Origin of the sequence: Kocuria nitroreducens (genome assembly GCF_042879195.1) — a bacterium.
GTDB classification, from domain to species: domain Bacteria; phylum Actinomycetota; class Actinomycetes; order Actinomycetales; family Micrococcaceae; genus Kocuria; species Kocuria nitroreducens.
Genome location: NZ_JBHZTC010000032.1, coordinates 1 through 22,696 on the forward strand (window position 1 = coordinate 1; position 22,696 = coordinate 22,696).

Here is a 22,696-nt window from a genome sequence, read left to right on the forward strand (position 1 = left end):
CACCATCTGAGTCTGCACAGACCATCAAATAGCAGATCTGACAGTAGGTCACAATCTGTTGTTGCAGTACTAAGACAGGGAACAGCGGGGCGGGACTGGCCGGGGGGCCGTCCCGCCCCTTTCCTGTGTCCACGACCACCGTCCACCTCAGGAAACCGAGACGAAGGGCCGTGTCGCCGCAGACCGCAGATGCCTGCGCAAGGACCGGAACGTCAACGCCCCCGGGGGGCCACCGTCGGGCGTCGAGGACTGCCGTGCCGGCATTGCAGGTCGGCCCAGGATACAGAATCCGAGCACACCCAAGACCTGACGCAAATCCCCTGCGACATCTCCTGTTCCGGAAGCTGCGGTGGGGGTTCTCCTTTGCGGCGGGCCCGTGCCGCGCGTCCCAACGGGAATGCGCGGCACGGGATCGGTCGAACTGGGTGCGAGGTCATGCTCCGTAGCTCCCGCGCGCTGGGCTCAGATCCCGAAGGGCTCCGCGTAGCGCACGATGCCCGCCGGCAGGGAACGGTCCGGGTCCAACGAGAGTGCCATCAGGGCCTCGTCCGGGACCTCGATGCTCAGCCCGATGCCGTGGGCGGAGGCCCGCTCGAAACCGAAACGCGGGTAGTAGCCGGGGTGGCCCAGGACGACTATGAAGGCCTCGCCTTGCTCTTGTGCCGTGTGCAGGACGGCGCGAATCGCCGCGGAGCCGGCGCCGGTGCTTTGGTGGGCCGGCAGCACCGCGCACGGTGCCAGGCACAATGCCGGGACCGCACCGATGTGGCAACGGGTCAAGAGAGCGTGCGCCACCACCGTGCCGTCCCCGGAGGTGGTCACCATGGAGAGCCCGTCGATCCAGGCCGGGTCCTGGCGTAGTGCATCCACGAGCTCGGCCTCTTCGGCGGTGGGGAAGGCGGCGCGGTTGAGGTCGTGGACGGCAGGGACGTCCGCCGGCGTTTCCGCGCGCGTGATCCACTGAGGATGAGTCTTCACGAGGGGAACCTGTTCGTAGTTCGTCGGAGCCCAACCGGCGAGAAGGCCGTGGGCGAGGAGAGGAAGGCGGGGTCAGGCTGCCTCCGGAGGCGCGGGGATGGTCATGACGGCGCACATGGCAACAGCCTCGGGGACGGTCACCAACCTCACGTCCTGAAAATCCTTCGTCGACGGACACGAATGGCAGCGAGGCTAGCACCTCATCCCCACAGCTTCCGGAGAAGGGTCGTTCTCTACCGGTGCAGGCGATGTCCAGGACTGAGCACCGAGGTGCCAGGATCAGATAGGCCTCGCACGAGGAGAAGCAGGGGGACGTGGAACTCGAAGCCCCGCTTGACAGATGGCCGATTGCCGGCCTTCTCGGCGACCGGGACGATCTGGCGGACAGTCCCACGCCCGACTGCCGTTTCTCGGGTTCTTCCCTTGTCGGGCGATCCCCGGAGACGGGATGTCGTGGTCAGTCAGCCGGGGCCCGTTCTGTCACCCCACTGACCGTCGCCGGGCTGCTGGTGCATGCTGATCGTCGACCCGCGGTCGGACTCGGGGCCGAACCGGGCGAAGCGCTCGGTGGGCCAGTCGTTGACCCGCTCGATGCCGGCGATCGCGTAGCGGCCCTCGTAGCCGGCCCCGTCCAGGCGCAGGCCCAGGGACCGGCGCACCGCGCTGCGGGCGCCGTCCGCGGCGGCGAGCCACGAGGTCGTCACTGTCCGCTGCCCGTGGCGTCGCGCGCCTCGACCACGACCGTGGGGATCCCGCGCCGGGACAGCCGCACCCGGCCGGGCCGCCCGGGTCCGCCGGCACGCGGCACTACTTGCGGGCCCGCGCGCCGATCCGCTCGCGCTGCTCCATGAGCTTCTCCAGCAGGGTCACGAGCGTGTGCTGCTCCTCCTCGGTCAGCGCCTCGGCCCACTGGCTCTCCCGGTCGTTCTGGGCCCGGAACGCCGTGCGGATCTTCTCCTGCCCGGCCTCGGTGAGGTGCAGGGTCACGGACCGGCCGTCGGCCGGGGACGCCTCGCGCCGGAGCAGGTCCTTGCCGACCAGCGTGCCGGTCAGGTTGGAGACCGCCGCGCGGCTCATTCCTGTCAGGCGCGCGGCCTCGTGGGGATTGAGAGGACCGGCCACCCAGAGGGCCAGGAGCAGCCGGAAGCTCGACCAGGACCCACCGGCGGGACGGTGGATCGACGACTCGAAGTCGTAGACGGCGGTGCTCGCGGACCGGTTGAGCGAGAGGAACATCCGGTTGGCCGCGAGGTCCGCGTCGGGGAACTCCTCGGAGATCCGGCGCTGGGCGGCCTGGACGAAGGACCAGTAGTCGGGCAGTGCGGCGGCGGAGGACGTCGCGGGGGACGTCCCGGAGGGCTCGGTGCGGTCGGCGAGGGGCATGGCGTCGATTCTAGGGGAGGGCTTGCCCCATATAGTACAACGCTTTACTATCTGGGGGAGAGCTGGTTCACAGACCGCCACACGCAAGGAGACTGCCATGGCCTACTACCGGCAGCTGGGCCCGGTTCCCCGGCAGCGTCACACCCTGTTCAAGGACGACGCGGGCAACGTCCTCTACGAGGAGCTCATGGGCGAGGAGGGCTTCTCCTCCGACTCGTCGCTGCTCTACCACCGGCACATCCCCTCGGCGATCGTCGGAACCCGCGGCTGGGAGCTGCCCGACCAGAGCCTGACCCCCAACGACCCGCTGCTGCCGAGGCACCTCAAGCTGCACGAGCTGTTCACCGAGGAACAGGCCGCCGGGACCGACGCCGTGACCGGCCGCCGGCTGGTGATGGGCAACTCCGACGTGCGGCTCTCCTACGCCTGGGTCGGCAGGACCTCCCCGCTGTACAAGAACGCCGTGGGCGACGAGTGCGTCTACGTGGAGCGCGGCTCGGTACGGGTGGAGACCCAGTTCGGCCCGCTCGAGGCCGTCGAGGGCGACTACGTGCTGATCCCCCGGGCCACGATCCACCGCTGGGTGCTGCGGGAGGGCGAGACCGCCCGCCTCTACTTCGTCGAGGCCAACTCCCACATCACCCCGCCGCACCGCTACCTCTCCAAGTACGGGCAGCTGCTCGAGCACGCCCCCTACTGCGAGCGCGACCTGCACGGGCCCACCGGTGTGCTCCTGCGGGACGAGACCGACGTCGAGGTCTACGTCAAGCACCGGGGCCGCGGACCCTCGGGCCTGGACGGGACGGTCCACGTCCTGCCGGAGCACCCCTTCGACGTGGTGGGCTGGGACGGGTGCCTGTACCCGTACACCTTCAGCATCAAGGACTACATGCCGATCACCGGAAAGGTGCACCAGCCGCCGCCCGTGCACCAGGTCTTCGAGGGTCGCAACTTCGTGATCTGCAACTTCGTGCCCCGGAAGGTCGACTACCACGAGCTGGCCGTGCCCGTGCCGTACTACCACTCGAACGTGGACTCGGACGAGGTCATGTTCTATGTGGACGGGGACTACGAGGCGCGCAAGGGCTCGGGCATCGGCAAGGGCTCGATCTCCCTGCACCCGGGCGGGCACCCGCACGGGCCGCAGCCCGGGGCGATCGAGAAGTCCCTGGGCGTGGAGTACTTCGACGAGACGGCCGTCATGGTCGACACCTTCCAGCCGCTGGACCTGGGCGAGGCCGGGCTGGCCGGCGACGACGGCAAGTACGTCACGTCCTGGACCCCCGGCCGGAAGTGGACCGGCGGGCTGTGGTCGAACTCGTGAGCCCCGCCCGGACCACGGACGCCGCCGGGCGGGGCGTCCCGGCCCAGTTCGCCGGGTTCTTCGACGACGCCGCGACGTTCCCGCCGGGACTCGCCCCGCTGGAGAAAGCGGTCTCCGACCACGTGGCACGGTGGGCGAACCCGCTGGTCGCGGCCGTGGGGCCGGCGGTGCTCAAGCTCGAGGACCTGTCCGGGGCCCGCCGGATCGCCGCCGGACTGGACGGCGGCGACCGGGCGGTCGAGGTCGCCGCCGTGACACCGGCCGGGCAGCTGCAGGCCGCGCTGGACGCCGCCGAGCAGGTCGGGCCCGAGCTGCGGGTCGTGGCCGTGGAGCTCAGAACCGACCCGTCCGACCAGGACGCGTGGGCCGCCCAGATCCGGGAGGCCGCCGCCGCGACCGTGCTGCCGGTCTTCGTGGAGCTGAGCGCGGACCAGGTCCGCGGCGGGGCCCTGGAGCTGCTGGAGGGCACCGGTCTGCGCCTCAAGTACCGCACCGGCGGGATCGAGGCGCACCTGTTCCCGAGCCCCGAGCAGCTGGCCGCGGTGCTCACCGAGGCCGTGGCCGCGCGGATCCCGTTCAAGCTCACGGCCGGGCTGCACGAGGCCGTGCGGTACACGAACCCGGCCACGGGGTTTCCCCACCACGGGTTCCTCAACATCGCGATGGCCACCGAGGCGTCCCGAGCGCACGAGCCCGCCGAGCGGGTGGCCCGGCTGCTCACCGAGACGGTCCCGGAACCGCTGGTCGAGCTCGCCCGGGCCTCCGACGGCTCATGGCGCGAGTCGTTCACGTCCTTCGGGACGTGCAGCGTGGGCGAGCCCGCCGCGAGCCTCGAGCACCTCGGTCTCTTCCCGCACGGCCTCGTCTGACACCGCGCCCTCCCGTGCCCGGGCCCCGGGGCGGGAGGGTGCCGCCGTCATCGCCTTCTGCCCCGACGTCCAAGGAGATCCACCCATGAGCACCGCCGCCGACCGCCTCGCCACCGAGGGCTACGGCCCCGAGAACCTGCCCTACGCCTCCTTCTCGCCCACCGGCGGGGAGCATCGGCTGGGGGTGCGCCTGGGGGACCGGGCGATCGACGTCGCCGCCCTGGCCGCCGCCGTGGAGGGCCTCGACGACGCCGCGCGCTCGGCGGCATCCGCCCCGGACCTGGACGCGCTGCTCGCGGCCGGCCACGGGACCTGGACCGCGCTGCGGAGCTGGCTCGTCGAGGTCGTGACCACGGACGGGCTCGACGAGGCGGTCGCGGCGTCGTCGTACCCGGTGGAGGGGATCTCCCTGCACATGCCGTTCACCGTGGCCGACTACGTCGACTACTACGCCTCCGAGCACCACGCCTCCAACGTGGGGAAGATCTTCCGTCCCGACCAGGCCCCGCTGCTGCCCAACTGGAAGCACCTGCCCGTGGGCTACCACGGCCGCGCCGGCACCGTGATCCCGTCCGGGCAGGACTTCCCCCGCCCCAAGGGCCTGCGCCCCGAGCCTTCCGGCATCCCTAGCTTCGGCCCCTCCCGGCGCCTGGACATCGAGGCGGAGCTCGGCTTCGTCCTGGGCGGGGCGGCGGCGGCCGGGGAGGTCTCCCTGGAGCGGGCGGCGGCCGAGCACCTCTTTGGGGTGGTGCTGTTCAACGACTGGTCCGCCCGCGACATCCAGGCCTACGAGTACGTGCCCCTGGGCCCCTACCTCGGCAAGTCCTTCGCGTCCTCGATCTCGCTGTGGGTCGTGCCGTGGGAGGCCCTGGAGGCGGCCCGCGTGGCCCCGCCGGCGCGCGAGCACGCCCTCGCCCGCTACCTCGACGACGAGGGCCGGGACCCGTGGGGCCTGGACGTCACCCTGGGCGTGAGCGTGGACGGGCACACGATCACCCACCCCCCGGTGTCCACCATGTACTGGACCGCGCCGCAGATGGTCGCGCACATGAGCGTCAACGGCGCCGGGCTGCGACCGGGCGACTTCTTCGGCTCCGGCACAGTCTCGGGCCCGGAGGCGGACCAGCGCGGGTCCTTCCTGGAGCTCTCCTGGGGCGGCCAGGAAGCCTTCGCCCTGCCCGACGGCACCGAGATGACCTTTCTCCAGGACGGTCAGACCGTGACCCTCACCGGCACCGCCCCCGGCCCCGGCGGCTCCGTCATCGACCTCGGCGAGTGCACCGCCACGATCCTGCCCGCCACCTGAGGACCGGGGCCGGGTCGGGCCGGACGACCACGACCCCGTCGAGAGCTGAGTGCCCTCGCCGGCCTCAGCCGCGGCGGCGGGCCAGGGCCCGCCCGGCGGCGACCGCGGCGCCGCCCGCCAGGACCCAGGGTCCGGCGACGACGACCGGGTCCAGCCACGTGTGCGAGAGGTCGGCGCGCGTGGAGCCCAGCCGGGACGAGAGGCCGTGGCGGGAGAACTCGCTGAGCACGCCGGTCTGGGTGACCGGGTTGTCCGGGCGCAGGCTCGCGAAGGACACGAGGTGGCTCTCCCACGCGTCGACCCGGTCGGCCGCCAGCAGGATCAGCCAGTGCGCGGCCCGGCCCTCGCTGTACCTCCGGTAGGCGTGCTTGCGCAGCACCCCGGAGAGGCCCTTCGGCGGGCAGGAGGTGCCGAAGACGGGCGTGAGCCCGGCGTGCTCGATCGACCGCTCCCGCGGCCACTTCTCCTCCTGGCGCTCGGGGACATCCCAGTGGGCGCCGGTCGCACCCGGGTCGTAGCGCAGCTTCGGCACGGACGGGCGGTCGGCAGGATCGAGGTCCGCGCCCCAGCCGGGAATGCGGGCCCGCAGCGCCTCGCGGTCGACGGAGCGCACCGCTTCGCCGGCCGTGTACGGGGTGTGCGGGGAGACTTCGGGGGTGTTCGTCATGGTCCTACCTTCCGGATCGGCCCCGCGGCCCTGCCGCCTCAGGAGGCGGTGGGCACGACGAGCGGCTTGAGGCAGCCGTCCAGCTTGGACGAGAAGATGTGGTACCCCTCGGCGATGTGCTCCAGGGGGATGCGGTGGGTCACGAGGTCGCTGGGAGTGAGGTGGCCGTTGCGGATGTGCTCGAACAGCCGCGGCCACTGCCGCTTCACGGGGCACTGGTTCATCCGCAGGGTCAGCCCCTTGTTGAGCGCGTCGCCGAACTTCACGGCGCTGAACATCGGCCCGTACGCCCCCATCACCGAGACGGTCCCGCCCTTGCGCACGGAGTCGATCGCCCAGTTCAGCGCGACGGGGGACCCGCCTTGCAGCTTGAGCTTGGCCGAGGTCACGTGCTGGGTGAAGCTGCCGTCCGCCTCGGCCCCGACGGCGTCGATGACGACGTCCGCGCCCAGGTGGTCCGTGGTCCTCTTCATCTCCACCACGATGTCGTCGTACTCCGCGAAGTTGAACGTCTCGGCGTGGGCGAACTCCCGGGCCTTCTCGAGCCGGTACTCCAGGTGGTCGATCACGACCACCCGGCCGGCGCCCATCAGCCAGGCCGACTTCGCGGCGTACAGCCCCACGGGGCCGGCACCGAGGACGATGACGGTGTCGCCCTCGACGATGCCACCGAGCTGCGCCCCGAAGTAGCCGGTGGCGAGGGCATCCGTGCACAGCACCGCGTCCTCGTCGGTCATCCACTCCGGGATCGGGGAGGGCCCCACGTCGGCGAACGGGACGCGCACGTACTCTGCCTGACCCCCGTCATAGCCCCCGCAGGTGTGGGAGTAGCCGTAGATCCCGCCCACCGCCGTGGCGTTGGGGTTCACGTTGTGGCAGTTGGAGTACAGCCCCCGGGCGCAGTACCAGCAGGACCCGCAGTACACGTTGAACGGCACCATGACGCGGTCGCCGGGCGCCAGGTTCTGCACCGACGGGCCGACCTCGTGCACCACGCCGACGAACTCGTGGCCGAAGGTCGTCCCGACCCGGGTGTCCGGCATCATCCCGTGGTAGAGGTGCAGGTCCGACCCGCAGATCGCCGCGAGGGTGACCCGCACGATCGCGTCGTTGGGATGCTCGATCCCCGGGATGTCCTTCTCGTCCACGCGGACCTTGAACGGCCCGCGGTACACCATCGCCTTCATCCGACCCGTCCTGATCCATCAGGGGACTTCCGATGTGGCTCAGCGTCCCACCGGGCGGGTGGGGGGGTCAACCCTTCCGCCGGGCCGGCCGGGTCCGGGACCGTGCGCTCAGGCGGTGCGCTCCGGGACGCCGTGGCCGGTCCCCCGGCGCAGGAGGTCGGTGCTCGACGGGACGCGCGGGTGGTACCGGCGGTCGAGCAGGGTGTTGGCCGCCCAGGCCAGCAGGTCCCGCTCGCGCGGCGGCAGGTCCAGGCACTGGTGCAGGTAGGCCCCGACCTCCAGCTCGCCGACGCTGCCGCCGAGGCTGAGGTAGCGGACCCACAGCCGCCGGTGCCTGATCGACGCCCGTTCGAGCGCCTGGTGCAGTCTGACGGCCTGTTCCCGGCCCAGGGAGTCGTCCATCGTGGTTCCTTCCGTGCCGTGCGGGGGTGCGGGGGGTGTGGGGGGCGAGTGCTCGAGCACCGGGTGGAGTCGGCACCCGCACCCACGGGCTCCACGGTAGGAAAGCGGCCGCGCCGGGGCCACGGTATTAGCGGAGGTACACCATTGTGTCCCAGTGTGAGGAAACGTCCGGCTCGCACCCAGGTCACGCGGAGGCACGCCGCCGCACGCCCTCGCGTTACCCGTCGCCGATCTCACCGCCTCTGCCCGGGAATCCGGGAGAGCGCGCCGGGGCCGGGGCAGCGGCGGTGGGTTCGGCGGGTCAGCGGCCGACGACCCCCTCGTAGAGCTCCTCGAAGCGGGCGCGTGCGTCCCGGTAGTGCTCCACGCGCCCGGGCTCCGGCTCGTGCTCCGGACCGTAGGGCGGGCGGGCCCGCTCCACGTCGGGGGCGAGGGACTCGAGGGCGAGCAGGGCGGTCCCGCGCAGGGTCGCGCGCTTGAACTCGGCCCGCGTCACGGGCTTGCCGAGGGCGTCGGCGAGCAGCTGCAGCAGCTCCGGCACGTCCTGGGACGCGCTGCCGGAGGCCACGACGCGGTCCACGCCGCCGGCGGCGTCCTCGAGCTGCTCGGCCACCCGGGCGTAGGAGACCGCGACGCCCTCGAGCACCCCGCGGGCGAGGTCCGCCCCGGTGCTCGAGGCCGAGACGCATGCGAGCACCGCCCGGGCGCCGCCGGCCCAGCCGGTCGAGCGCTCGCCCGTGAAGAACGGCAGGACCACGGGGGTGGAGTCGGCCACGTCCGCGGCGGCGACGTCCGCGAGCGTCGTGCCCTCCGGCAGGGCCACCGTGCGCTCGAGCCAGTCGAGCGCCCGGCCGACGTCGTTGAGGGCACCGCCCAGCAGGCACCGCTCCGCGTCGATGCGGTAGCACCACAGCCCGGTCGGCACCCGCTCGGGAATCCGGTGCAGCAGCACGCGCGCGGCCCCGGACGTGGCGGTGGAGACGACCATCGTCGTGGCGTCGGCGCCGCCGGAGCCCAGATTGGCGCTCAGCCCGTCGGCCACGGGCGCGAACCAGGCCGCGCCCTCGAGGGCCGGCCAGCGCTCGGCCACGGAGGCCGCGACGTCCGGGACCGGCTCGTGCGGATCGGCGAGGGAGTTGAAGTGCTCCGCCTCCAGTCCGCAGGCCAGGAGCAGGGGTTCGTCCCACCGGCCCGTGCGACGGTCCAGCATCCCGGTCCACGCGGCCGTGGCGGTCCCGGCGCGCGCGGTGCCCAGCAGGCGCAGGTGCACGTACTCGCCCAGGGACATCCACCGCCGGGCCCGCTCCCACGCCTCGGAGTCCGTCTCCCGGAGCCACCGCAGCCGCGGGGCCAGGTAGGAGGTGTGCAGGCGGGCACCGGTGCGCTGCAGCGCGGCGGGCTCGTCGAGCTCCTCGCGCAGCCCGGCCAGCTGCTCGGCGCACCGGGAGTCGGCGTAGGTGAAGCACGTGGTGACCGCTCCGCCGTCGGTCCCGACCCCCACCAGCGAGGACGCGAAGGTGTCCAGGGCGACGCCCGCCACCCGGCCGGCCAGCGCGGGATCGGCCAGGACGAGGTCGAGGACTGCCGTGAGCTCGTCCGTCACCTGGTCGGGGTCGATCACGGAGGTCCCGTCCGCCGCGGTGGTGAACTCGTGCTCGATCTTGTGCCGGTAGCCCCGCACCGGGGTCCCCGTGGCGTCGTGCAGACCGCCCCGGCTGCCCGTCGAGCCGACGTCGAGGGCCATCACCAGCGGGTCGACGGCGTCATGCAGGTCCACGCTGAACGCGGCGCCGTCGTCCGGCCGCGGGGGCGTCGGGTGCTTGCTCATGGGCCCATCCTCCTGCGTGACGTGTCGTGGCCCCAGTGTAGGAGCGACCCGCTCCGTCGCGTCCACATGCTGAGACAAGCGTCCGACAGGCAGGACGTTGCGGCGGACGAGCGTATTCTGGACGGCGGACCGCTGACGGTCGACCCGGGTGCTCCGCCCCCACGGTCCGCCCGCCCCGACACCGGACAACCCCGACCGAGGAGACACCGCTCCGCCATGCCCCACCTCCGCTCCCGCACCTCGACCCACGGCCGCAACATGGCCGGCGCCCGCGCCCTGTGGCGCGCCACCGGCATGGGCGACGACGACTTCGGGAAGCCGATCGTCGCGATCGCGAACTCCTACACACAGTTCGTACCCGGCCACGTGCACCTCAAGGACATGGGTGACCTCGTGGCCACGGCGGTCAAGGCGGCCGGCGGTGTGGCCAAGGAGTTCAACACCATCGCGGTCGACGACGGCATCGCGATGGGCCACGACGGCATGCTCTACTCGCTGCCCTCGCGCGACATCATCGCCGACTCCGTGGAGTACATGGTCAACGCCCACCGGGCCGACGCCCTGGTCTGCATCTCCAACTGCGACAAGATCACGCCCGGCATGCTGCTGGCCGCGCTGCGGCTGAACATCCCGGTGGTCTTCGTCTCCGGCGGGCCCATGGAGTCCGGCGAGGCCGTCGAGGGCGTGGTCGAGCACCGGCTGGACCTCGTGGACGCGATGTCCATGGCCGTCGACGAGTCCGTCACCGACGAGCAGCTCGGACAGATCGAGCGCAACGCCTGCCCCACCTGCGGGTCCTGCTCCGGCATGTTCACCGCCAACTCGATGAACTGCCTCACCGAGGCCCTCGGTCTCTCCCTGCCCGGCAACGGCACCACGCTGGCCACCCAGGTGGCCCGCAAGGAGCTGTTCCTGGAGGCCGGCCGCCGGGTCGTGGACCTGTGCTGCCGCTACTACGAGCAGGACGACGAGTCCGTGCTCCCGCGCAACATCGCCACCAAGGCGGCGTTCGAGAACGCCATGGCCCTCGACATCGCCATGGGCGGGTCCACGAACACGATCCTGCACATCCTCGCCGCCGCCCAGGAGGGCGAGGTGGACTTCGCGCTCCCGGACATCGACGCCCTGTCCCGCCGGGTGCCCTGCCTGTGCAAGGTCGCGCCGAACTCCACGCGGTTCCACATCGAGCACGTGCACCGTGCCGGCGGCATTCCCGCGATCCTCGGCGAGCTGCGCCGTGCGGGCCTGCTCAACGAGGACGTGCACACGGTGCACGCCCCGGACCTGGCCACCTGGCTGGACGAGTGGGACGTCCGCAGCGGCCGGTCCTCCGAGCGCGCCCGGACGCTCTTCCACGCCGCTCCCGGCGGCGTGCGCACCACGCAGGCGTTCTCCACGGACAACACGTTCGAGTCCCTCGACCTCGACGGCGAGGACGGCTGCATCCGCTCGGTCGAGCACGCCTACACACAGGACGGCGGCCTGGCGATCCTCCACGGCAACATCGCCGAGGACGGGGCGGTCATCAAGACCGCCGGCATCGACGAGGAGCTGTTCCACTTCGTCGGCAGGGCGTTCGTGGTCGAGTCCCAGGACGAGGCCGTGTTCGAGATCCTGTCCAAGAACGTGCAGCCCGGCGACATCGTGGTCATCACCTACGAAGGCCCCAAGGGCGGTCCGGGCATGCAGGAGATGCTCTACCCGACCTCCTACCTCAAGGGCCTCGGTCTCGGCCGGGAGTGCGCCCTGATCACCGACGGCCGCTTCTCCGGCGGCACCTCCGGCCTCTCGATCGGGCACATCTCCCCGGAGGCCGCCGCCGGCGGCGCGGTGGGCCTCATCGAGTCCGGCGACGAGATCGAGATCGACGTCGCCCGGCGCGTGCTGCGCGTGAACGTGGACGACGCCGTCCTGGCCGCCCGCCGGCAGGCCAAGGGGCCGGCCCCGTGGTACCCCACCAAGCCGCGCGAGCGCCAGGTCTCCAAGGCCCTGCGCGCCTACGCCTCGATGGTCACCTCCGCGGACAAGGGCGCCGTGCGGGCGATCTGACCCGGCCCCTCCGTTCCGCGAGGTCGCGGTGGACGGCGACCGGCTGCCGCGTGCTCGTGCTGGTGCTCGGCATCGGTGGAGCCACGCTGGACCTGGACCTGGACCTGGACCTGGCCCGGTCCCTGGCCGACCTGTCCATGGCGGTCATGGCCACCATCGACCCGGTGGTTCTGGTGCTGCTCGCCGGCGTGGCCGTCCGGGTGCTCATGAACGACGAGGCCCAGCGCAGGCAGGGCGCCGAGCCGGTCTTCCACAGCGGCGACGTCCCGGGCCGGTCCGGGACCGGGGCCTGGGACGGCACCGACGGGGTGACCACCCGGGCCTGCTGGGAGGACCGGGTGGCCGAGCGCGCCCGCTGATCCCGTCCGGCGCGGGTGCCCCGCGTGGTGCCGTCCGCGCCGGACGCTCTACAGTGGCACCATGGAATCTCGTACCCAGATGACCGCCGCGGAGCTCCGGCAGCTCCAGGCCCCCCTCAAGGACCGTTACCGGGCCGAGCCCGGGGCGGCCTGCACGCCCCTGCACTCCCACGGCGACTTCCGGGACCCCGGACTGACCTGCACTGTCGACACCTGGGCGGGTCCCGTGCGGGGCGGTCCGCACTCCGCCACCGGCGGTGACGGCAGCGATGCCTGCTCCGGGGACATGCTCCTCGACGCGCTCCTGGCCTGCGCCGGGGTGACCCTGCGCAGCGTCGCCACCGCCATGGGCGTGGAGGTGCGCTCGGCCGAGCTGACCGCGGACGGGATGTTCGACGCCCGCGGCACCCTGGGCGTCGACCGGGCCGTGCCCGTCGGGGTCCAGGACGTCGTCGTGACCGCCCGCGTGGACGCGGACCTCGACGACACCGCCCTGGATCGCCTCGCGCGGGCCACGGAGCGGTACTGCGTGGTCAGCCAGAGCCTGAAGGCCGAGGTGCGGTTCGTCCTCGAGCGCGTGTAGCGACCTGCCCAGCGGGACGGGGCGGCCCCGGATGCCTCAAGCTTCCGGGGCCGTCGCCGTTCAGGCCAGGGCCTGCCGCTTCGCCGAGATGACCCCGGTGTTGAACCCGGCCAGGTGGAGGCCGCCGTGGAAGCGGGCGTGCTCGATCTTCACACAGTGGTCCATGACCACGCCGAGCCCGCCCTCCTCGGCGATCCTGGCCGCCTCCTCGTGCCAGGAGCCCAGCTGCAGCCACAGGGTCCTCGCCCCGACGGCCACGGCGTCGCGGGCCACGCCGGGGAGGTCGTCGTGGCGCCGGAACGCGTCGACGAGGTCGGGGGTCTCCGGCAGGTCGGCGAGGGACGGGTAGACGGGCCGGCCCATGATCTCCCGCAGCACCGGGTTGACGAAGTACACCCGGTACGGCGAGGAGGACAGCAGGTACGTCGAGACGAAGTAGGACGCGCGAGAGGGCTTGTCGGACGCGCCCACGATGGCGATCGACTCGGTGCCGTGCAGGATGGCCAGCCGCTCGGGCGCGCTCGGTCCCGTCCAGGTGCGGGTCTCGGCGGTCATCGGAGTGCTCCTTCGACGGTCGGGGCGGACTCCCGGGCCAGCCCGGTGGCCGCGGAAAGGGCCTGGTCCAGGTCCCAGAGGATGTCCTCGACGTCCTCGAGGCCCACCGACAGGCGGATGAGGTCCTCCCGCACGCCCGCCTGGAGCAGCTGCTCGGCCGAGAGCTGCTGGTGGGTGGTCGAGGCCGGGTGCAGGACGAGGGTGCGGGCGTCGCCGATGTTGGCGAGGTGGCTGGCCAGCTGCAGGTTCTCGATGAACCGGGCGCCCACCTCCCGTCCGCCGAGCCGGTCCGTGGGGGAGACCCCGAACGCGAAGACGGCCCCCGGGCCGAGGGGCAGGTATCTCCGCGCCCGGTCGTGGTGGGGGTGGCTCGGCAGACCGGCGTAGTTGACGTAGGACACGCGCCGGTCCTCCTCCAGCCACCGCGCGACGGCCTGCGCGTTGGCCAGGTGCGCGTCCATCCGCTGCGGCAGCGTCTCCACGCCCTGGAGCAGGTTCCACGCGGACTGGGGCGCCAGGGCGGGGCCGATGTCCCGTAGCTGCTCGGTGCGCAGCCGGGTCAGGAACCCGTACTCCCCGAAGTTCCCCCACCAGGTGACGTCGTTGTACGTCGGCACCGGCTCCGTCATCGACGGGAAGTTGCCGTTCGCCCAGTCGAAACGGCCGGACTCGACGACGACGCCGCCCAGCGTGGTGCCGTGGCCGCCCAGGAACTTGGTGGCGGAGTGGATGACGATGTCGGCCCCGTGCTCAATGGGACGGATCAGGTACGGCGGGGTCATGGTCGAGTCGACGACCAGCGGCACACCGGCCTCGTGCGCGACCGCGGCGAGGCCCTCCAGGTCGGCGATCCCCCCGGACGGGTTGGCCACGACCTCCGTGTAGACGGCCTTGGTGCCCGGGCGCACCGCGGCCCGGTAGTCGGCGGGGTCGGTGCCGGGCACGAACGTGGTCTCGATCCCGAACCGGCGGAGGGTGACGTCCAGCTGGGTGACCGTCCCCCCGTAGAGCTGGGCGGAGGCCACGATGTGGTCCCCGGCCTGGGCGAGCGCGGCGAACACGAGGAACTCGGCAGACATGCCGGAGGCGGTGGCCACGGCGCCGATGCCGCCTTCGAGGGACGCGATGCGCTCCTCGAACGCCGCGACCGTCGGGTTGCCGATGCGGGAGTAGATGTTGCCGTACTTCTGCAGGGCGAACAGGTTGGCGGCGTCGTCGGCGTCCTTGAAGACGAACGAGCTGGTCTGGTAGATCGGGACCGCCCGGGCGCCGTGCTCGGCGTCGGGGGTGCCCCCGGCGTGCAGGGCGCGGGTGCGGAACCCGAACTGGTGGTCGGCCATGGGAAGGACTCCTCGTGCAGGTGGTGCCGCTGATCGGTCCCGGACGGAGAGGTGCCCCCGGTGGACGGCCCGGGAGTGCGCTGCTCCATCGGTCCTGGCGGTAGCACCGTGCGGTCCGCGACGTCGACCACGGTTGCTGCGGCGTCGTCGATCCAGGTCTCTCGGCCGCTCGGGATGGCTGCCCTCCATTGTGGTCGTCCGGAGTGTTTCGCGCCAACCGGGCCGTCACGCTCCGCCGATCTGACACGGACGGGTTCCCTGGCCTATTGTGGGAACGCATTCAGCACGATCACGAGACCCGGCGCGAAGCTCTGGCTGGCCGGGCGGCAACCCTCTCCCGTAGCGGGGTGCCCCAGATGAGGATCGGGCCGCAGGGCACACCGCCTGCGGCAAGTACGGCGCCCTCCGCGCCGGATCTGCGCAGCACCCCTGAACGGGGTGCCGGGCCACGGGGCAGATCAGCTCAGGAAAGGCGCACCCCGCCCGATGACCCCGCACGGCCCTGCCACTCTCTGGACACCCCCGGACTCCGCCTTCAGGGACTCCGCCATGAGCCGCTTCGCACTCGCCCACGGGTTCGACCCCCGTCGCTACGACGAGCTGCACGGCTGGTCGGTGACCCGGCGGGAGGAGTTCTGGAACGCGCTGTGGGACTTCACGGGCGTGCTCGGGGACAAGGGCGACGTCGTGGAGCAGGCGCCGCCGGCCGACGGCGGCGATCTCGAGCTGCTGCCCTCCCTGCGGCACGGACGCATGTTCGGGACCAGGTACTTCCCCGCCGGGCGGCTCAACGTGGCCGAGAACCTGCTGCGGGGCGAGCCCCACCGGCTCGCGGTGCTCGCCGCGGACGAGACGGGAACCCACACGCGGCTCACCGTGGGGGAGCTGCGTGGACGGGTCGCAGCCGTCCAGGCGGGGCTGCGGGCGGCAGGGGTCGGTGAGGGCGACGTCGTCGCCGGCATCCTCCCCAACACCGTCGAGAACCTCACCACGATGATCGCCACCCTGTCCCTGGGGGCCGCCTGGGCCGGCTGCTCCCCGGACTTCGGGGTGGCCGGCCTGGTCGACCGGATCGGGCAGGTGGGCCCGTCGGTGGTGGTCGCCGCGCAGGGCTACGCCTACAACGGCCGCGACTTCGACGTGCGGGACAGGGCGGAGGAGGTCGTCGCCCGCCTGGCGACCACGCCCGATCTCGTCCTGGTCGGCTCGCCCCGGTGGGAGGACGAGTTCACGGACGAGACCTCGCCCCTCACGCTCGAGCGCTTCCCGTTCGACGCGCCCGGCCTGATCATGTTCACCTCGGGCACCACGGGGCTGCCCAAGGCCATCGTGCACAGCGCCGGTGGCGTCCTGCTCCAGCACCTCAAGGAGCACGTCCTGCACGGGGACGTCCGTCCCGGCGACGTGCACTCCTGGTTCACGTCCACCGCCTGGATGATGTACGCGTGGGTCGTGTCCGTCCTGGCGGCCGAGGCGGCCGTGCTGCTCATCGACGGCCACCCCTCGCCCCGCCTCCCCGACGGCACCGCCGACCACGGACACCTGTGGCGGATGGCGGACGAGGCCGGGCTCACCCACTTCGGCACGAGCCCCCGGTACCTGACCGCTCTCATGGACTCCGGGTACGCGCCCCGGGAGCACCACGACCTGAGCGCCCTGCGATCGGTCCTCTCGGCCGGGGCGCCCGTCTCCCCGGAGCAGTACGACTGGCTGTACGCCGAGGTGAAGCAGGACATGGTCTTCGCCTCGATCTGCGGCGGGACGGAGATCCACGGCTGCTTCCAGCTCGGCTCCCCCCTCCACCCGGTGCGCCGGGGCGAGATCACCTGCATCGCCCTCGGGCACGCCGTCAGCGTGCTGGACGAGCGGGGAGCGCCGGTGGTCGGGGAGAAGGGCGAGCTCGTGTGCACCGAGCCCTTCCCGTCGATGCCGCTGACCTTCCTCGGGGAGGGGGGACTGCAGCGCTACCACCACACCTACTTCGCCGAGCGCCCGGACGTGTGGACCCACGGCGACCTCGCCGAGATCACCACGCGCCGCTCCGTCGTCGTCCACGGCCGCTCGGACACGACGCTCAAGCCCAACGGCGTGCGGATCGGCACCGCGGAGATCTACCGGGTGGTCGACCGGCGCCCCGAGGTCGCCGAGTCCCTCGTCTTCGGGCACACCGCCCGCACCGACGAGGAGGTCGTCCTCTGCCTCGTGATGGCCGACGGGCACGAGCTGACCCCCGGCTTCGCCGCGGAGCTGAGGGCGGACATCCGCACCCAGGCCTCGCCCCGGCACGTCCCCGCCCACGTCTTCTCCGTCGCCGAGGTCCCCTACACCCTCAACGGCAAGAAGGTCGAAGGCGCGGCACGCACCGCCGCCGGCGGCGGGGCCGTGAAGAACGAGGCGTCGCTGGCCAACCCCGGCTCCCTCGACGCGTACAGGAAGCTGTTCGCATGAGTCGCGGCCAGGGAACGGCGCGCGGCGCGATCGTCGGCGTGGGCGAGCTCCGGCCGGTCCGCCGGACGGAGGACGCCACGACCATGGGCCTGCTGGCCCGGGCCGCGAAGCTCGCCGTCGAGGACGCCGGGATCGGCAAGGGCGAGATCGACGGGCTGCTGATGGGCCCCCAGGTCGGCGAGACCCCGCAGCACGTCCCGGCGATGCTCTCCGAGTACCTCGGCCTGCAGCCCCGGATGGCGAACGTGGTGGACCTCGGCGGGGCCACCGGACCGGGCATGCTCTGGCGGGCGGCGGCGGCGATCGACGCGGGCATGGCCGACGTCGTGCTGTGCCTGGTCGGCAACCACCGCAATCCGGTGCCGCCCCGCTCGCCCAACCGCAATCCGATCCGCGAGTTCGACGTCCCGTTCGGGGCCTCCGGCGCCAACACCTCCTACGCCCTGCTGAAGACCGCCCACATGGACCGGTACGGGACCACCGACGCCGACTTCGCGCGGATCGCCGCCGTCTCCCGGGCCCACGCCGAGCACAACCCGAACGCGATCTTCTCGGGCAGGCCGGCCACGGTGCAGGACGTCCTCGACTCGCCCTTCATCGCCGAGCCGCTGCACCTGCTGGAGATCGTGATGCCGGTGGCGGGGGCCACCGCGGCCGTCGTCGTCAGTCCCGAGCGGGCCGCGGCGATGGACCTGCCCCATGCTCCCGTGCACCTGCTCGGCGCGGGCGAGAAGCTGACCCACCGGGCCATGAGCCAGTCGCCCTCCCTCACGACCGGGCCGCTCAAGCCGTCCACGGCCCAGGCCTGCGCACAGGCGGGGATCTCCCCGGCGGACCTCGACGTCCTGTCGATCTACGACTGCTACACCGTGCTGGCCGCCATCACCCTCGAGGACGCGGGGGTGTGCGGGCCCGGGGAGTTCGCGCAGTGGATGCAGGGCAGGGACCTCTCGCACACCGGTCCGGTGTCCTACAACCCCCACGGCGGCCAGCTGGGGTGCGGCCAGGCCGATCTCGCCGGCGGCATGAGCCATGCCATCGAGGCCGTCCACCAGCTGCGCGGCACCGCCCACGGGCGCCAGGCCGCCGACCCGCACCTCGCCCTCGTCACGGGCAACGGGGCGACCATGAGCGAGGCCGTCGCCCTGGTCCTCGGCTCCCAGGAGGCCGCACGATGACTCTGTCCCGCGAGAAGCAGGTGCTGACCGCCGCGCGGCTGTCCGCCCTCGCCGTGCCCCCGCCCGTCCCGACGGGGGAGACGCGACACTTCTGGGACGCCTGCGCCCGGGGTCGCTTCGAGCTCCAGCACTGCGCCGGGTGCGAGCGCTGGGTGTTCTACCCGCGCGCGCAGTGCCCGCACTGCTGGAGCCAGGACCTGCGCTGGCGGGAAGCCTCGGGGAAGGCCACCGTCCGCAGCTTCACCGTGGTGCACAAGCCCGGGCACCCGGGCTGGGCCGACGCCGCACCGTACGTCGTGGCGGTCCTGGTCCTCGCCGAAGGACCCACGATGCTGACCACCCTCCGCGACGTCGCCCCGGCGGACGTCGCCGTCGGCATGCCCGTCCGGATCTCCTTCACGCCCGTCGGGGAGTACACCCTGCCCACCGCGGTTCCGGCGGGAGAACCCCGATGAGCCCCGGCGCCTACCTGCTCGACGGGATCCGCGTCCCCTTCGGGCGCACCGGGCAGGCCCTCGCGGACCGGAGCGCGACCGAGCTCGGGGCCCTGCCGATCGCGGAGCTGCTGCGCCGCCACCCGGATCTCGCGCTCGACGCCGCGCTGCTGGGCGTCGTCGTGCAGGCCGGGCTCGGCCAGAACCCCGCGCGGACGGCGGCGCTGGCCGGCGGCGTGGATCCGGAGGTGCCCGCACTGACCCTCAACAGCGTCTGCCTGGCCTCCCTGGAGGCGGTGTGCGACGCCGCACGGCGGATCGCCGTGGGGGAGGGCGCCGCCTATCTCGTGGGCGGGTTCGACTCGATGTCCACCGGCGGACGGCTCGGCGGGGACGTCGACGCCGTCCTCCAGGACGGGCTGCTGGACGCCGCCTCCGGCCGGTCGATGGGGGTCGTCTCGGACCGGGTCAACGCCGAGCTCGGCATCAGCCGCGAGGACCAGGACGCCTGGGCCCACGGCTCCCACGCCCGGGCCCTGGCCGCGCGGGACTTCCTGCGCGGCGAGACCGTGCCCGTGCCGCTGCCGGCGGGCACCGTGCACACCGACGACCAGGGTGTGCGGGCGCAGTCGTCGATCGAGGCCCTCGCCGGCCTGCGTCCGGCGTTCACCCCGGACGGGACCATCACCGCGGGCAACGCCTCCCAGACGGCCGACGGCGCGAGCGCCGGCCTGGTCGTCTCCGGGGAGGTCCTCGACCGGACGGGAGCCGTGCCTCTGGCGCGGATCGTGGACTGGGCGTTCGTGGCCGGTCCCGACACCAGCCTGCACCTGAAGCCGGCCCGTGCCGTGCGCCGGGTCCTCGACCGCCGGGGCCTGGTCCCCGCGGACGTCGACGTCTACGAGATCAACGAGGCGTTCGCCGGGGTCGCGATCGCCTCCGCCCGGGACCTCGGGGTGCCCGGCGAGGTCGTCAACGTCCACGGCGGGGCCGTCGCCGTGGGGCACCCCCTGGGCGCCAGCGGCTTCCGGCTGGCACTGACCGCGGCCCGGACCCTGCAGGTCCGCAACGGCCGTCGAGCCGTCGCGACCCTGTGCGGCGGCGGAGGACAGGGCCTCGCGGTCCTCCTCGAAGCCGTCTCCTGATCCATCGTTCCCCTCCCGCACCGAGAGAAAGACCATCCATGAGCACGATCACGTCACCGCCCCCCGCCGTCCCGCCCGGACGAGCCGTCCTGGACACCCGGAAGGAGTCCCGCAAGGTCGCCGTCGGCAGCTTCGTGGGCACCACCATCGAGTGGTACGACTACTACCTCTACGGCACTGCCGCCGCGCTGATCTTCCCGGCCGTGTTCTTCCCCGAGGACGACCCGGCCATCGGTGTCGTGAAGGCCTTCGCCACCTATGCGGTGGGTTTCGCGGCCCGGCCCCTCGGCGGCTTCATCTTCGGTCACTACGGCGACCGCATCGGCCGCAAGACCATGCTGATGCTCTCCCTCGTCCTCATGGGCGTCAGCACGTTCCTGATCGGGCTGCTGCCCTCCTACGACGCCATCGGCCTGTGGGCCCCCGCGCTGCTCTGCCTCATGCGCCTGATCCAGGGCTTCGCCGTGGGCGGGGAGTGGGGCTCGGCCGTGGTGATGGCCGTCGAGCACGCGCCGAAGGGCAGGCGCGGACTGTTCGGCAGCTTCCCCCAGCTCGGTGTGCCCGCCGGGCTGCTCATCTCGTCCGGCGTCTTCGCGCTGGTCAGCAGCGGACTGGGCCAGGAGGCGTTCACGGCCTGGGGCTGGCGCATCCCGTTCCTGCTCTCGGCCGTGCTCATCATCGTCGGGATCGTGATCCGGATGGCCGTGGCCGAGTCCCCCGTCTTCCAGGAGCTCCTGGACACGGACACCCGGGCCGAGAAGCCCTCCCGCGAGGTCATCGTGCACCACTGGCGCAACCTGCTCCTGACCATCGGCATGAAGATGTTCCAGAACGCCGTCTTCTACATCTACACCGTGTTCATGCTCGCCTACATCAGGGACTCCCTGGAGATGGACTACCAGGTCGGGCTCAACGCCGTGATGATCTCCTCGGTGGTGGGCTTCCTCACCATCCCGGGCTGGTCCTGGCTCAGCGACAAGGTGGGGCGCAAGCCCGTCTACCTGGCCGGATGCGTGCTGGGCACGCTCTACTTCCCGTTCATCTTCGTCATCGCGGACACCCACAGCGTCCTGTGGGTGACGCTGGGCATGGTCATCGGCGCGAACTTCCTGCACGACATGGTCTACGGCCCCCAGGCCGTGTACTTCTCCGAGCTGTTCGGCAGCAAGGTCCGCCTCTCGGGCGCCTCGATCGGATACCAGGTCGGGGCCATGCTCTCGGGCGGCCTGGCACCGCTGATCGCGGCCTCGCTGCTGGCCGCGCAGGACGGCGCGACCTGGGGCATCAGCCTCTACATCGTGGCGCTCGGCGTGATCTCGACCGTGTGCACGCTGCTCGCACGGGAGACCTTCCGCGAGAAGTTCTGACGCCCGTCCGGCCGCCGGGGCGGACCGTCACGGTCCGCCCCGGCGGGCTATGCTCGGCACCAGCCGCGGAGCGCGCCCGCCTCCGCGGTCCGGACGAGGCTGCGGAGGTTCCCTGTGACAGGCCAACGGCAGTACACCATCGACGTGATCGCCGGCGACGGCATCGGCCAGGAGGTCATGCCGTCCGCGCTGCGCTGCGTCGACGCCCTGGCGGACGCGCACGGTTTCACGGTGCGCTGGCGCGAGCGCGCCTGGGGATCCGACCACTACCGGGCCCACTCCCGGATGATGCCCGTGGACGGCATCGAGCAGCTCGCCTCCGGCGACGGCGTCCTGCTCGGGGCGGTGGGCGCCCCGGACATCCCCGACGACGTGACCCTGTGGGGCCTGCTGATCCCGATCCGCCGTGAGTTCCACCAGTACGTCAACCTCCGGCCGATCCGGATCCTGCCCGGCGTCACCTCGCCCCTGCGCGGGCTCGACGAGCTGGACCTCGTCGTCGTCCGCGAGAACATCGAGGGCGAGTACTCCGAGGTCGGTGGCCGGCTCTACCGCGGCCGGCCCGAGGAGATGGCCGTCCAGGAGTCCGTGTTCACCCGCGCCGGCGTCACCCGGATCGCCCGCTACGCCGCCGAGCTGGCCCAGCGCCGCTCGGGCCGGCTGGTCTCGGCCACGAAGTCCAACGGCATCATCCACACCATGCCGTTCTGGGACGAGGTCGTGGAGGCCACGGTCTCCGAGTACCCGGGGGTGACGGTCGAGAAGGTGCTGATCGATGCCCTGGCCGCCCGGATGGTGCTCAAGCCGCGGAGCCTGGACGTGATCGTCGCCTCCAACCTCTTCGGCGACATCCTCTCCGACCTCGCGGCCGGGGCCGCCGGTTCGATCGGTGTCGCCCCCAGCGCGAACCTGAACCCGGAGAAGACGCACCCGTCCATGTTCGAGCCGGTGCACGGCTCCGCGCCGGACATCGCCGGCCAGGGCGTCGCGAACCCGGTGGGCACCATGTGGGCGGCGGCCATGATGCTGGACCACCTCGGGGAGGCCGAGGCGGCCCGGCACCTGGAGTCCGCCTTCGAGCAGGCCCTCGCCGACGGCACCCGCACCGGCGACCTCGGCGGGACGGCGGGCACGGAGGAGTTCACCCGGGCTGTGCTGGCCCGTTGCACCACGGCCCGATAGCGGAGAGCCCGTGGGCCCACGCCACCGGGCCCGCTCGTGTCCGGTGGCGTGGGAGGGCCCCCGGTCGCGTGGCGGCCGGGGGCCCCGGGGTGGGGTGGGGTGGGTCAGATGA

The 22,696-nt window shown here is 72.4% G+C and carries 20 protein-coding genes, 1 pseudogene and 2 riboswitches; of the genes and pseudogenes, 12 read left to right on the forward strand and 9 right to left on the reverse strand.

Annotated elements, in window-relative coordinates; translation table 11 throughout:
• Positions 1 to 462: 462 nt before the first annotated feature.
• The 3 genes and pseudogenes from ACFYE1_RS16250 to ACFYE1_RS16260 all read right to left on the reverse strand — a co-directional run bounded on the left by ACFYE1_RS16250 (position 463) and on the right by ACFYE1_RS16260 (position 2,361).
• A complete protein-coding gene (locus ACFYE1_RS16250; RefSeq protein ID WP_387745188.1) occupies positions 463 to 978 on the reverse strand; it encodes a GNAT family N-acetyltransferase in 516 nt (171 codons plus the stop codon).
• A 461-nt stretch (positions 979 to 1,439) separates the two neighbouring features.
• Positions 1,440 to 1,691 (reverse strand): annotated as a pseudogene (locus tag ACFYE1_RS16255) (FAD-dependent monooxygenase); the annotation flags it as partial.
• Positions 1,692 to 1,785: 94 nt separating this feature from the next.
• Positions 1,786 to 2,361, reverse strand: a complete 576-nt coding sequence (locus ACFYE1_RS16260; RefSeq protein ID WP_387745191.1) for a MarR family winged helix-turn-helix transcriptional regulator — start codon at positions 2,359 to 2,361, stop codon at positions 1,786 to 1,788.
• Positions 2,362 to 2,458: 97 nt separating this feature from the next.
• Here ACFYE1_RS16260 and ACFYE1_RS16265 point away from each other — a divergent pair, with 97 nt between their 5' ends.
• From ACFYE1_RS16265 to ACFYE1_RS16275, 3 genes are all read left to right on the forward strand, one after another.
• Positions 2,459 to 3,685 carry a homogentisate 1,2-dioxygenase gene (locus ACFYE1_RS16265; RefSeq protein WP_387745194.1) on the forward strand — a complete coding sequence of 409 codons (1,227 nt, stop codon included), beginning with the start codon at positions 2,459 to 2,461 and terminating at the stop codon, positions 3,683 to 3,685.
• Positions 3,682 to 4,554, forward strand: coding sequence for a hypothetical protein (locus ACFYE1_RS16270; protein ID WP_387745197.1), 873 nt, complete (start codon positions 3,682 to 3,684; stop codon positions 4,552 to 4,554). The genes ACFYE1_RS16265 and ACFYE1_RS16270 overlap by 4 nt, the downstream gene beginning before the upstream one ends.
• Positions 4,555 to 4,639: 85 nt before the next feature.
• Complete coding sequence (locus ACFYE1_RS16275) at positions 4,640 to 5,860, forward strand: fumarylacetoacetate hydrolase family protein (protein WP_387745200.1); 1,221 nt, start codon at positions 4,640 to 4,642, stop codon at positions 5,858 to 5,860.
• Between the two features lie 64 nt (positions 5,861 to 5,924).
• Here the strand turns inward: ACFYE1_RS16275 and ACFYE1_RS16280 are convergent, their stop codons facing one another.
• From ACFYE1_RS16280 to ACFYE1_RS16295, 4 genes are all read right to left on the reverse strand, one after another.
• Positions 5,925 to 6,527, reverse strand: a complete 603-nt coding sequence (locus ACFYE1_RS16280; RefSeq protein WP_387745203.1) for a hypothetical protein — start codon at positions 6,525 to 6,527, stop codon at positions 5,925 to 5,927.
• Between the two features lie 38 nt (positions 6,528 to 6,565).
• A complete protein-coding gene (locus ACFYE1_RS16285; protein ID WP_387745206.1) occupies positions 6,566 to 7,714 on the reverse strand; it encodes a zinc-dependent alcohol dehydrogenase in 1,149 nt (382 codons plus the stop codon).
• A gap of 108 nt (positions 7,715 to 7,822) precedes the next feature.
• Positions 7,823 to 8,116, reverse strand: a complete 294-nt coding sequence (locus tag ACFYE1_RS16290; RefSeq protein ID WP_387745209.1) for a hypothetical protein — start codon at positions 8,114 to 8,116, stop codon at positions 7,823 to 7,825.
• Positions 8,117 to 8,417: 301 nt separating this feature from the next.
• Positions 8,418 to 9,944: a gluconokinase gene (locus ACFYE1_RS16295; protein WP_387745212.1), complete on the reverse strand. Its 1,527-nt coding sequence runs from the start codon at positions 9,942 to 9,944 to the stop codon at positions 8,418 to 8,420.
• 216 nt (positions 9,945 to 10,160) lie between these two features.
• On the opposite strand from ACFYE1_RS16295, the gene ilvD reads away from it, so the two are divergent.
• The 3 genes from ilvD (at position 10,161) to ACFYE1_RS16310 (ending at position 12,935) form a co-directional block, all read left to right on the forward strand.
• A complete protein-coding gene (ilvD, locus tag ACFYE1_RS16300) occupies positions 10,161 to 11,993 on the forward strand; it encodes a dihydroxy-acid dehydratase (RefSeq protein ID WP_387745215.1) in 1,833 nt (610 codons plus the stop codon).
• 50 nt (positions 11,994 to 12,043) lie between these two features.
• Positions 12,044 to 12,352 (forward strand): hypothetical protein, encoded by a 309-nt coding sequence (locus ACFYE1_RS16305; protein WP_387745218.1) that lies wholly within the window; start codon positions 12,044 to 12,046, stop codon positions 12,350 to 12,352.
• Between the two features lie 61 nt (positions 12,353 to 12,413).
• Positions 12,414 to 12,935 carry an OsmC family protein gene (locus tag ACFYE1_RS16310; RefSeq protein WP_387745221.1) on the forward strand — a complete coding sequence of 174 codons (522 nt, stop codon included), beginning with the start codon at positions 12,414 to 12,416 and terminating at the stop codon, positions 12,933 to 12,935.
• A 60-nt stretch (positions 12,936 to 12,995) separates the two neighbouring features.
• Here ACFYE1_RS16310 and ACFYE1_RS16315 read toward each other — a convergent pair whose 3' ends face one another.
• Both ACFYE1_RS16315 and ACFYE1_RS16320 read right to left on the reverse strand, forming a co-directional pair.
• The gene (locus ACFYE1_RS16315; RefSeq protein WP_387745224.1) at positions 12,996 to 13,490 is read right to left on the reverse strand and encodes a CoA-binding protein; all 495 of its coding nucleotides are present in this window, start codon (positions 13,488 to 13,490) and stop codon (positions 12,996 to 12,998) included.
• A complete protein-coding gene (locus ACFYE1_RS16320; protein ID WP_387745227.1) occupies positions 13,487 to 14,830 on the reverse strand; it encodes an O-acetylhomoserine aminocarboxypropyltransferase/cysteine synthase family protein in 1,344 nt (447 codons plus the stop codon). The genes ACFYE1_RS16315 and ACFYE1_RS16320 overlap by 4 nt, the downstream gene beginning before the upstream one ends.
• Positions 14,831 to 14,912: 82 nt before the next feature.
• A riboswitch (SAM riboswitch) is annotated at positions 14,913 to 15,011 on the reverse strand.
• 106 nt (positions 15,012 to 15,117) lie between these two features.
• Positions 15,118 to 15,232: riboswitch (SAM riboswitch) on the forward strand.
• An 84-nt stretch (positions 15,233 to 15,316) separates the two neighbouring features.
• On the opposite strand from ACFYE1_RS16320, the gene ACFYE1_RS16325 reads away from it, so the two are divergent.
• From ACFYE1_RS16325 to ACFYE1_RS16350, 6 genes are all read left to right on the forward strand, one after another.
• Positions 15,317 to 17,278, forward strand: coding sequence for an acetoacetate--CoA ligase (locus ACFYE1_RS16325; RefSeq protein ID WP_387745230.1), 1,962 nt, complete (start codon positions 15,317 to 15,319; stop codon positions 17,276 to 17,278).
• Positions 17,275 to 18,456, forward strand: coding sequence for a thiolase family protein (locus tag ACFYE1_RS16330; protein ID WP_387745233.1), 1,182 nt, complete (start codon positions 17,275 to 17,277; stop codon positions 18,454 to 18,456). Before ACFYE1_RS16325 ends, ACFYE1_RS16330 begins: the two co-directional genes overlap by 4 nt.
• On the forward strand, positions 18,453 to 18,911 hold the full coding sequence (locus ACFYE1_RS16335) for a Zn-ribbon domain-containing OB-fold protein (RefSeq protein ID WP_387745236.1): 459 nt from the start codon (positions 18,453 to 18,455) through the stop codon (positions 18,909 to 18,911). Before ACFYE1_RS16330 ends, ACFYE1_RS16335 begins: the two co-directional genes overlap by 4 nt.
• Positions 18,908 to 20,035, forward strand: coding sequence for a thiolase family protein (locus ACFYE1_RS16340; protein ID WP_387745239.1), 1,128 nt, complete (start codon positions 18,908 to 18,910; stop codon positions 20,033 to 20,035). Before ACFYE1_RS16335 ends, ACFYE1_RS16340 begins: the two co-directional genes overlap by 4 nt.
• Before the next feature lie 38 nt (positions 20,036 to 20,073).
• The gene (locus ACFYE1_RS16345; RefSeq protein ID WP_387745244.1) at positions 20,074 to 21,402 is read left to right on the forward strand and encodes an MFS transporter; all 1,329 of its coding nucleotides are present in this window, start codon (positions 20,074 to 20,076) and stop codon (positions 21,400 to 21,402) included.
• 114 nt (positions 21,403 to 21,516) lie between these two features.
• On the forward strand, positions 21,517 to 22,584 hold the full coding sequence (locus ACFYE1_RS16350) for a tartrate dehydrogenase (RefSeq protein ID WP_387745249.1): 1,068 nt from the start codon (positions 21,517 to 21,519) through the stop codon (positions 22,582 to 22,584).
• The last annotated feature ends 112 nt before the right edge of the window (positions 22,585 to 22,696 follow it).

Bases quoted from the DNA above. Each gene is read 5' to 3' on its own strand.
- ACFYE1_RS16260 (WP_387745191.1), bottom strand. From the start codon at position 2,361: ATGCCCCTCGCCGACCGCACCGAGCCCTCCGGGACGTCCCCCGCGACG.
- ACFYE1_RS16265 (WP_387745194.1), top strand. From the start codon at position 2,459: ATGGCCTACTACCGGCAGCTGGGCCCGGTTCCCCGGCAGCGTCACACC.
- ACFYE1_RS16275 (WP_387745200.1), top strand. From the start codon at position 4,640: ATGAGCACCGCCGCCGACCGCCTCGCCACCGAGGGCTACGGCCCCGAG.
- ACFYE1_RS16280 (WP_387745203.1), bottom strand. From the start codon at position 6,527: ATGACGAACACCCCCGAAGTCTCCCCGCACACCCCGTACACGGCCGGC.
- ACFYE1_RS16285 (WP_387745206.1), bottom strand. From the start codon at position 7,714: ATGAAGGCGATGGTGTACCGCGGGCCGTTCAAGGTCCGCGTGGACGAG.
- ACFYE1_RS16290 (WP_387745209.1), bottom strand. From the start codon at position 8,116: ATGGACGACTCCCTGGGCCGGGAACAGGCCGTCAGACTGCACCAGGCG.
- ACFYE1_RS16295 (WP_387745212.1), bottom strand. From the start codon at position 9,944: ATGAGCAAGCACCCGACGCCCCCGCGGCCGGACGACGGCGCCGCGTTC.
- ilvD (WP_387745215.1), top strand. From the start codon at position 10,161: ATGCCCCACCTCCGCTCCCGCACCTCGACCCACGGCCGCAACATGGCC.
- ACFYE1_RS16310 (WP_387745221.1), top strand. From the start codon at position 12,414: ATGGAATCTCGTACCCAGATGACCGCCGCGGAGCTCCGGCAGCTCCAG.
- ACFYE1_RS16315 (WP_387745224.1), bottom strand. From the start codon at position 13,490: ATGACCGCCGAGACCCGCACCTGGACGGGACCGAGCGCGCCCGAGCGG.
- ACFYE1_RS16320 (WP_387745227.1), bottom strand. From the start codon at position 14,830: ATGGCCGACCACCAGTTCGGGTTCCGCACCCGCGCCCTGCACGCCGGG.
- ACFYE1_RS16325 (WP_387745230.1), top strand. From the start codon at position 15,317: ATGACCCCGCACGGCCCTGCCACTCTCTGGACACCCCCGGACTCCGCC.
- ACFYE1_RS16330 (WP_387745233.1), top strand. From the start codon at position 17,275: ATGAGTCGCGGCCAGGGAACGGCGCGCGGCGCGATCGTCGGCGTGGGC.
- ACFYE1_RS16335 (WP_387745236.1), top strand. From the start codon at position 18,453: ATGACTCTGTCCCGCGAGAAGCAGGTGCTGACCGCCGCGCGGCTGTCC.
- ACFYE1_RS16340 (WP_387745239.1), top strand. From the start codon at position 18,908: ATGAGCCCCGGCGCCTACCTGCTCGACGGGATCCGCGTCCCCTTCGGG.
- ACFYE1_RS16345 (WP_387745244.1), top strand. From the start codon at position 20,074: ATGAGCACGATCACGTCACCGCCCCCCGCCGTCCCGCCCGGACGAGCC.